This window comes from Salegentibacter sp. 24, from assembly GCF_004362395.1.
GTDB lineage: Bacteria > Bacteroidota > Bacteroidia > Flavobacteriales > Flavobacteriaceae > Salegentibacter.
In genome coordinates this window covers 23,103-32,043 of sequence record NZ_SNWE01000033.1, presented here as the reverse complement: position 1 = coordinate 32,043, position 8,941 = coordinate 23,103, and the positions used below count along the sequence as shown (strand labels likewise).

The following is an 8,941-nucleotide window of genomic DNA, read 5'->3' as shown; positions in this document are numbered from 1 at the left end:
TTCAACGAATTATTAGAGGGGGTTAGAGAAGATATTGCGGTTAAACTATATGGAGAGGACCTGGGGGTGTTGTCGGAAAAGGTACAGGAAATGGCCAGTATTATCCAAACCGTGCCTGGTGCAGGAGACGTAAACGCGGAGCGAACATCAGGCCTCCCACAAATGACCGTTAAATTTAACCGTGATAAAATTGCGCAATATGGACTGGATATCCAAAAAGCCAATGATTACATAAGTACAGCTTTTGCAGGAGGAACAGCCGGAGTCATTTTTGAAGGAGAAAAACGATTTGATCTGGTAGTAAGATTTGATGAAGATCATAGAAAGAATATTGATGATTTGCGTGGTATGTATATCGATCTTCCAGACGGAACTCAGGTGCCTATAAAAGAAATAGCAGATATTGAGTATGTTCCGGGGCCTATGCAAATTTCAAGAGATGATACCTACAGAAGAACCTATGTGGGTGTAAACGCCCGGGGAAGGGATGTAGAGTCTGTGGTGAACGACATTCAGCAAAAATTAGATGAGGAATTAGAATTGCCACCAGGTTATTATATTACTTATGGAGGGGAGTTCGAAAACCTTCAGAGTGCCAAAGACCGATTAGTGATTGTGGTACCGATAGCCTTATTCCTGATTTTCGTGCTTCTATATTTTGCCTTAAAATCTTTTTCCCAATCTATCATGATCTATATGGCGATACCATTGGCTGCTATCGGAGGTGTTTTTGCCCTTTGGTTAAGAGGTATGCCATTTAGCATTTCCGCAGGTGTAGGCTTCATTGTTCTGTTTGGTGTTGCAGTTTTAAACGGACTGGTACTAATAAATAGATTCAATTCTTTAAAAGAAGAAGGAGTAACCAGTATAAGAGATAGAATTTTTACAGGAACCAAAGAACGAATACGACCTATTATGTTAACAGCAACAACAGATATTTTCGGTTTTTTACCAATGGCATTTTCCACATCTGCCGGTGCAGAAGTTCAACAACCACTTGCTACAGTTGTTATAGGTGGTATGCTTACGGCTACCTTGCTTACGCTGGTGGTTCTTCCTGTCCTTTATACATTTGTAGAGAAGAGACGGGAGAAAAAGGAACAGAACAAGCTTGGTTCTTCCAATTCACGATCTTTAGCTACGATTTTGATAATTGGCTTTGTTTTAGGCGGAACCTTTTCTGTAAATGCACAATCTGATGCAATGTCATCTGAATATTCACAACAGGATTCTTTACAAACTATTAGTTTGCAAGAGGCTAAAGAAATGGCAATCCAAAACTTTCCGCAATTAAAAGCTGCTCAACTTGAAATTGAAAGTGAGGAAGTATTGCGTAAAACCGCCTATGATTTTGGAAATACCCAAATCTTTACAGGAAAAGAAGAAGTAGGAAATGGCTCTGATGGGGTCTATACTCAAATTGGCGTCCAACAGCAAGGCATTGATATTTTTGGAATTGCCCCCCGGTTAAAATTGCAGAAAGAAAGGGTTGCCCTTGCTGAAAGTGCCTTAGAGTTATCTACTATTGAAATTGAACGTGAAGTAAGCAGGGCCTGGGCCTCGGTTTATACAACTAAAAGGACATTCCAGGTTTATAGAAAAATGGATTCAATTTTTGAAGATATTGAAAGGGCTGCAAGAATCAGGTATGAAACAGAGGCCACCTCCAAATTGGAATATCTTGCTACCTCCAACCAGGCGAACGAGGTTAAAATACAGCTGGAACAATCGTACCGAGATTACCTGAAATCAATACAGCGTTTAAACCTATGGTTCGTTAGTGACACAATCTATGATGTACCAGATTTGCCTGTTGAAACTTTAGACGAACCTTTAAACTTTCTGGTAGAGTCGCTTGAAAATCATCCGTTGCTACAGGTTTCGGAACAAAGGATAGATGTTGCCAAAGCGGTTACCAGAGAACGAAAATCTGAATTTTTGCCCAAATTTCAGGGTCAGTACGGTAGGCAGGAAATAGCCGGGCAATCGGGTTTCTTCCAATATCAAATAGGAATTCAAATTCCGCTGTTTTTTGGGCCGGAATTAGGCCGTACACAGGAAGCACAAGTAAATAGACAGATTGCAGAGCAAAACTTTTATCAGGATAAAATCGAACTGGAAACCGCCTATAAAAATATGCGTGAAGACTATATCAAATGGAGAAACTCATGGAATTATTATAGGGATGAAGCACTTCCTTTAGCACAGGAACAACAGGAAGGGTCAGTATTAGCATTTAAAGAGGGAGCTATAGATTATATAACTTTCCTTCAAAATATAAGGGATGCCATTAGAATTGAGGTAAATGCCTGGAGTGCTTTTAATGATTATCTCGACAGCCGTTACCAACTGGAATATTACCTTAAGAATTCAAATTAAAAATTAAAATAAGAAAATCGATATGAATACAAGATCAATAAATATTTTAATGCTTGCCTTAACGCTCAGCATATTCTTTGGATGTAAAGAAAATCCTGAGGAAGGGGATGACGCTTCCAGTGAAACTGCAACTACTAATACCGAAGAAGGTGAAAATCACGGTGAGGAAGGAGATGAAGAACACGGTGAAGAAGAAGGTGGGATGCGTTCGGTACATCTTTCAGAAATGAAATTCAATAGTCTGGGGATTAAAGTAGATACCTTACCTAAAAAAGCTTTGTCCGGTATTGTGGAAGCCAATGGCCAGTTAGAAGTGCCGCCACAATATGAGGCTACCGTGACGGCAGTTTTAGGCGGTAATATAACTTCTATAAAGGTTATTGAGGGGGATAAGGTAAATAAAGGTCAGGTACTGGCTTATCTTTCTCACCCAAATTTAACCAGAATGCAGTCTGATTATATTAATGCATATAGCAGGATGCAATTTTTGGAAAAGGAATTTGAAAGACAGAAACGTTTATATGAAGCAGAGGTAGGATCTGGAAAATCTTTTCAACAAACCCAGGCAGATTACCAGTCTGTACAAGGTGAAGTGCGGGGGTACGAATCGCAATTGCGCCAGTTAAACCTAAATGCTTCCCAGGTTAGAGACGGTGAATTATATGAATATATTCCGGTAGTAAGCCCAATTGGAGGTTATATAGAAAAAGTACTGGTGCAGATAGGACAGTATGTGGAGCCGCAAACCAGCATGTTTATGGTAGTTGATAATGAACATGTTCATGCCGATCTAATGGTTTTTGAAAAAGATATTTATAAGGTGAAAGAAGGCCAAAAGATTGAGTTTACACTGGAATCGGTTCCAGGCAGTAATTTAACCGGGGAAATTTATTCAGTGGGGAAACAATTTGAACAAAACCCCAAAGCGGTACATGTGCATGCAGAAATCGATAATAAAGAAGATTTTCTAATTCCGGGGATGTATATAAACGGAAAAATCAGGACCGGTGAAGAAGCTGTTCCTGCCTTACCGGAAGAAGCAATAATTGAAGAAGAAGGAAATCCCTACATCTTTACGGCCCAAAAACACCAGGAAGATGGTGAAACCGAATGGGAATTGAAACCAGTGCAGGTTAGAACGGGAATAAATGAAGATGGTTGGGTTGAAATTAAACTGCTGGAGCCTCTGCCTGAAGGTACGTTGGTTGCCTATAATAATGCCTATTATCTGGTTTCTGAAATGCAGAAAAGCCAGACTTCCCATGGTCATTAAATTAAAAAAATTAGATGGATGGACTCTCTGTTAAATGTTTGTCTTAATTAAAATTCCAGAGGGTTCATCCTTAATACTAAAATTAATATTACAGCAATGAAAGAAATAAAAGCATTTATAAAACCGAAACGAGTTCAAAATGTAATTGAAGCTCTTAGTGAAAGCGGATTTAAAAGTATGACCCTTTCCCAGGGAGAAGGGACCGGAGCATTTAAAGCAAAAGGCGCATCGCCTTCTTTGGATTTCCGTGTAACCGACAGCCCGGTGGTAAAGTTAGAACTGGTATGTCAAAATGAAGAAGCACAATCAGCAATCGATATTATACTTGAGAATTCAAAAACAACTGAACCCGGTGATGGAATTATTTATCTTTCAGATATTGAAGATGCCTTCCGAATAAAAACCGGAGAATCTTTGAATCGATCTGGATTAAATAATGATGGAAATGAGTGATATCGAAAAAAATTTAGAGGCACACGAAGTTCGGCCAACAGCCATGCGTATCCTGATCTATAAATTTATGGCCAAAAAAGACAGGGCTGTAACCCTTACCGAAATTGAGAATGCTTTTGGAAAAGCAGACCGGGCTACATTATCTCGAACAATACGCACATTTGAAGCAAATGACATTGTGCATCAAATAGATGATGGCACAGGCATACCAAAATATGCGCTCTGTGAAAGTGATTGTAATTGCGAAGTAGAACAGGACTTACACATCCACTTTCATTGCAATAATTGTGATGAAACTGTTTGTTTGACCGATCATAAGATTCCACATATTAACCTGCCAGAGGGATATATGGCAGAAAATGTAAACCTGGTAGTAAAGGGAATATGTGAGAAATGTAGTGGTGTTTAATTTTTGAAGAGCAAGGAAGCATATAAAAAAGAGGTGAAAATGGAACTATATAGTATGGAGATTACCAAAATCAGTTTATGGAAACGGAAAGAAAAAACGATTTAAAAAAGGCAAGAACGCTTCAAATATGGAATGTCATTTATGATACCATTGAAGTAATAGTATCTCTAATTGCAGGAATAACTGCCAATAGTTCTGCTCTTATAGGATGGGCACTGGACAGTACAATAGAAGTGATAAGTGCGGCCACTTTAGGCTGGCGGCTGCATGGCGAGCTCAAGGGCATTGACGAAGAAAAAGTCAAAAAACGCAAGAAGATCACCCTTTATGTAATTGCAGTATCATTTACGTTGGTCTGCATATTCATCTCGTATGATTCAATCACAAAACTCCTTAGTCAGGAAACTGCAAGTTGGAGTACTATGGGATTAATCATTTTAATTATTTCTCTAATTATCAATCCCATTCTTATCTATTTCAAAAGAAAATATGGACATAAGCTGGACAGCCCAGCTTTACTTGCCGATGCCAAGGATACCTTTATCTGCCTATACCAAACCGTAGTTGTTCTTGCCGGTTTACTATTGGTTAACTGGCTGGGCTGGTGGTGGGCAGATCCTGTCGCGGCACTGCTCATTGTACCTTATGCAGCAAAGGAAGGTTGGGAAGCCTATACTAAAGGAAGAGAAATCAAGTATAACATCACTTAAAAGACAGACATAACTATGATCCATATAACCAAAACAGAAAAAAGCAATTTGATACCCGCTACTATCTATGGTAAGATCACTAAGGAGGATGCAGAAAAAATTAATCCCTTGATACATAATATTGTTAAAAATGGGGATAATGTGGATTTCTTTTTTGAGCTGGTTAATTTTAAGGGTTATAATCTCAAAGGCTTGTGGGAAGATTTAAAGGTTGATGCAGCTCATATTTCCAATTATGGAAAAATGGCATTTGTGGGTGCGAAAGAATGGCAGCAATGGGCTGTTGGAGCTACTAACTTTTTTACTGCTCGGAAGTTAAATATTTCGACCTTACCGAAAAGGAAGAGGCTAACAGATGGATTTTAAACCAATAGGGATATGAAAAAATTACAACTGAAAATTCCGGTCTTGCTACCTCAGGTGCCGAATGAAAAAGATACCTGTGTACAAAGACTTATTAATGATCTAGAAGCCGAAGAAGGACTTGAGAGGGTTCATATAGCAGATGAAAAGGAAGATTCGGTTCCACTTCTTTGTTTTCATTATGATCCTGACGTTATCTCTATTGATCGCATTCAATCTTTGGCAGAAAGGACAGGAGCAAAAATTACAGAGAAATATGGACATCTTCTTATAGAAGTCGATGGAATTAGACATACCCGACATGCAAGGACTATAGAAAAGAGTCTGCTGAATATCAAAGGTGTGTTGGAAGCTTCTGCCAATGCGGGAGGAATGATCCGTTTAGAATATGATAAACATAAGACCACTTTTAATGAGATAATCACAAAGCTTGAAAAAGAAAACTTACAAGTCAAGAAAAGCTCCTCTTTTCGTGAAAATGGCTTTAATTCTTCAGAAAAAACTTCTGATGAATTAAATAAAGGAAATAAGATGAGTCAGGAACAACAGCATGAAGATAAGGATGTCCAGAATCAAAAAGAAGCTGATAGCCACGGTGCCGGCGAAGAACATTCCCACTCCCACGGAGGTATTTTTGGGAAAAATACAGAGCTTATTTTTGCTATCATTTGTGGTGTTTTATTGGGAATAGGTTTTGGATTATCCTTTGTAGAATCAGTTCCGCAATGGGTGAGCCTTGCACTTTATATTGGAGCCTATTTCTTTGGGGGCTTTTATACCGCGAAAGAAGCTGTGGAAACTGTAGCCAAAGGCGGATTTGAGATTGACTTTCTAATGCTGGTTGCAGCTATTGGAGCAGCTATTTTGGGCGAATGGGCTGAAGGTGCCTTGTTACTATTTCTTTTTAGTCTTGGGCACGCATTGGAACATTATGCAATGAACAAAGCACGAAAATCTATAGCCGCATTGGCAGAGCTGGCACCAAAAACAGCCCTGCTCAAAAAAGATGGTAAGACGGAAGAAATTGGTATCGAAAAGTTGAGTATTGGCGATATCATTGTAGTGAAACCAAATAGTAAAATATCAGCAGATGGCGTGGTGGTAGATGGGCAGAGTAGTGTAAACCAGGCTCCAATAACCGGGGAGAGTGTCCCGGTAGATAAAGTTCCCGTGGAAGACATCGAAAAGGATTATTCTACGGAAGATGATATCAAGGATGAAAACCGGGTTTTTGCAGGTACAATTAACGGTAACAACACCCTTGAAATAAAGGTAATCAAAGCAGCCAAAGATTCAACGCTTTCCCGATTGTTGCAACTAGTCAACGAAGCGCAGACCCAAAAATCACCAACCCAGTTGCTTACCGATAGGTTCGAAAAATATTTTGTGCCCTCAGTCCTTATTTTGGTCGGGATTCTTTTGTTCGCTTTTTTAGTTATTGACGAACCTTTTAGCGCCAGCTTTTACAGGGCCATGGCGGTACTGGTAGCTGCAAGTCCCTGTGCATTGGCAATCTCGACCCCCAGTGCTGTATTGAGTGGTGTGGCCAGGGCCGCCCGCGGTGGGGTATTAATCAAAGGAGGCCGCCCACTGGAAGATCTTGGAGAACTGACCGCTCTTGCCTTCGATAAGACCGGAACTCTAACGGAAGGAAAGCCAAAACTTACTCAAGTAGTAGCCCTTGGGGATATTTCAGACAATGAACTTCTCAAGATAGTAGTAGCCGTGGAAAGTTTAAGTGATCATCCCCTGGCAAAAGCTGTAGTTCGTGATGGAAAGGAGCGTCTGGAAGGTGAGGAAATCCCGGATGCTTCCAATCTGGAAGCCGTGTTAGGGAAAGGTATTAAAGCAACATTAGGAAATGATAAGATCTATGTTGGGAACCTCGATCTGTACGAAGGGCTTGATGAGAGTACACCTTCCGACAAAATAACTACGAAAGTGCGTGGTCTTGAAGGTGGTGGAAATACAACGATGCTTATTCGGAAAAATAAAGAATATATAGGCATCATCGCCTTAATGGATACCCCACGGGAGGCAGCAAAAAAGACCCTTTCTGAATTAAAGGAAATAGGTATTAAACGAATGATCATGCTTACTGGTGATAACCAGAAGGTAGCAGACGCAGTAGCAGAAGAAATAGGATTGACTGATGCCTGGGGTAGTTTATTGCCAGAAGAAAAGGTAGAAGCAATTAAAAAACTGAAAGAGAAAGAATCTAAAGTAGCAATGGTAGGCGATGGTGTTAATGATGCGCCTGCCATGGCAAATAGCACCGTAGGAATCGCTATGGGCGCTGCGGGAAGTGATGTCGCCTTAGAAACCGCTGATATTGCTCTTATGGCCGATAAATTGGAAACCCTTCCCTTTGCAATAGGATTGAGTAGACAATCTAAATCTATTATCAAGCAGAACCTTTGGGTAAGTTTGGGAATTGTGGCTTTGCTTATCCCAGCAACAATTTTTGGTTTTGCAAATATTGGAGTAGCGGTAGTTATACACGAAGGTTCCACACTCCTTGTAGTATTTAATGCATTAAGACTTTTAGCTTATAAAAAATGAAAAAAAGCACCTTTATAGTCAGTCAAATGGACTGCCCTTCCGAGGAGCAGATGATCAGGATGAAATTGGAAACTTTTGAACAGATAAAATATCTCGACTTTGATATTCCCAATAGGAAATTGGAAGTATATCACGTTAACGGTATCAAAGCGATACAAATATCTATAGCCAGCTTAAAACTTGGAGATTCCTTTGAGGGCACCACAGAAGCCGAACCACCCGTAATGGAAGACCAATCCAAACAAAAAAGAATCCTTTGGTGGGTTTTGGGCATCAACTTTAGCTTTTTTGTTATTGAAATGACCACCGGTTGGATATCTGGCTCAATGGGACTTATCGCCGACTCGCTTGATATGCTGGCAGATTCGATAGTTTATGCACTAAGCTTATTTGCAGTGGGAGGTGCTGTTTCAAGAAAAAAGAAAGTCGCAAAATTTAGCGGCTATTTTCAAATGTTTTTAGCGACTCTGGGATTCGTAGAAGTCTTACGCAGGTTTCTTATGAGTAGTGAAACTCCCTTATTTCAATGGATGATTATAATTTCTTTTTTAGCACTTGCCGGAAACTTAATCTCATTATGGCTAATCAACAAGGCTAAAAGTAACGAAGTCCACATGCAAGCTAGTGCCATTTTTACTTCAAATGATATTATCGTGAACGGCGGTGTAATTTTGGCGGGAGTTTTGGTTTATTTTTTAGGAAGTAAATGGCCAGATTTGATCATTGGAGGTATTGTCTTCACATTTGTGATGCGTGGGGCGATTAAAATATTGAAGCTTTCACGATGAGAGT

At 39.8% G+C, this 8,941-nt stretch carries 8 protein-coding genes; all 8 read left to right on the top strand.

The annotated features are described in order from the left end of the window. Positions 1-2,379: efflux RND transporter permease subunit (locus DET49_RS17100; RefSeq protein WP_166636605.1), on the top strand; the 2,379-nt coding region annotated here is incomplete at its 5' end. Positions 2,380-2,401: 22 nt separating this feature from the next. Then, entirely contained in the window at positions 2,402-3,652 is a 1,251-nt protein-coding gene (locus tag DET49_RS17095; RefSeq protein ID WP_243729709.1) for an efflux RND transporter periplasmic adaptor subunit, read from the top strand. Positions 3,653-3,748: 96 nt separating this feature from the next. Continuing rightward, positions 3,749-4,105, top strand: a complete 357-nt coding sequence (locus DET49_RS17090) for a P-II family nitrogen regulator (RefSeq protein WP_133549898.1) — start codon at positions 3,749-3,751, stop codon at positions 4,103-4,105. Next, on the top strand, positions 4,098-4,514 hold the full coding sequence (locus DET49_RS17085) for a Fur family transcriptional regulator (RefSeq protein ID WP_037322438.1): 417 nt from the start codon (positions 4,098-4,100) through the stop codon (positions 4,512-4,514). The genes DET49_RS17090 and DET49_RS17085 overlap by 8 nt, the downstream gene beginning before the upstream one ends. Before the next feature lie 77 nt (positions 4,515-4,591). After that, positions 4,592-5,224: a cation transporter gene (locus DET49_RS17080; RefSeq protein ID WP_037321285.1), complete on the top strand. Its 633-nt coding sequence runs from the start codon at positions 4,592-4,594 to the stop codon at positions 5,222-5,224. Between the two features lie 15 nt (positions 5,225-5,239). Next, entirely contained in the window at positions 5,240-5,590 is a 351-nt protein-coding gene (locus tag DET49_RS17075) for an STAS/SEC14 domain-containing protein (RefSeq protein WP_231563351.1), read from the top strand. A 12-nt stretch (positions 5,591-5,602) separates the two neighbouring features. Beyond that, the gene (locus tag DET49_RS17070; protein WP_133549896.1) at positions 5,603-8,149 is read left to right on the top strand and encodes a heavy metal translocating P-type ATPase; all 2,547 of its coding nucleotides are present in this window, start codon (positions 5,603-5,605) and stop codon (positions 8,147-8,149) included. Further along, the gene (locus DET49_RS17065) at positions 8,146-8,937 is read left to right on the top strand and encodes a cation transporter (protein WP_208109662.1); all 792 of its coding nucleotides are present in this window, start codon (positions 8,146-8,148) and stop codon (positions 8,935-8,937) included. The genes DET49_RS17070 and DET49_RS17065 overlap by 4 nt, the downstream gene beginning before the upstream one ends. Positions 8,938-8,941: the final 4 nt, after the last annotated feature.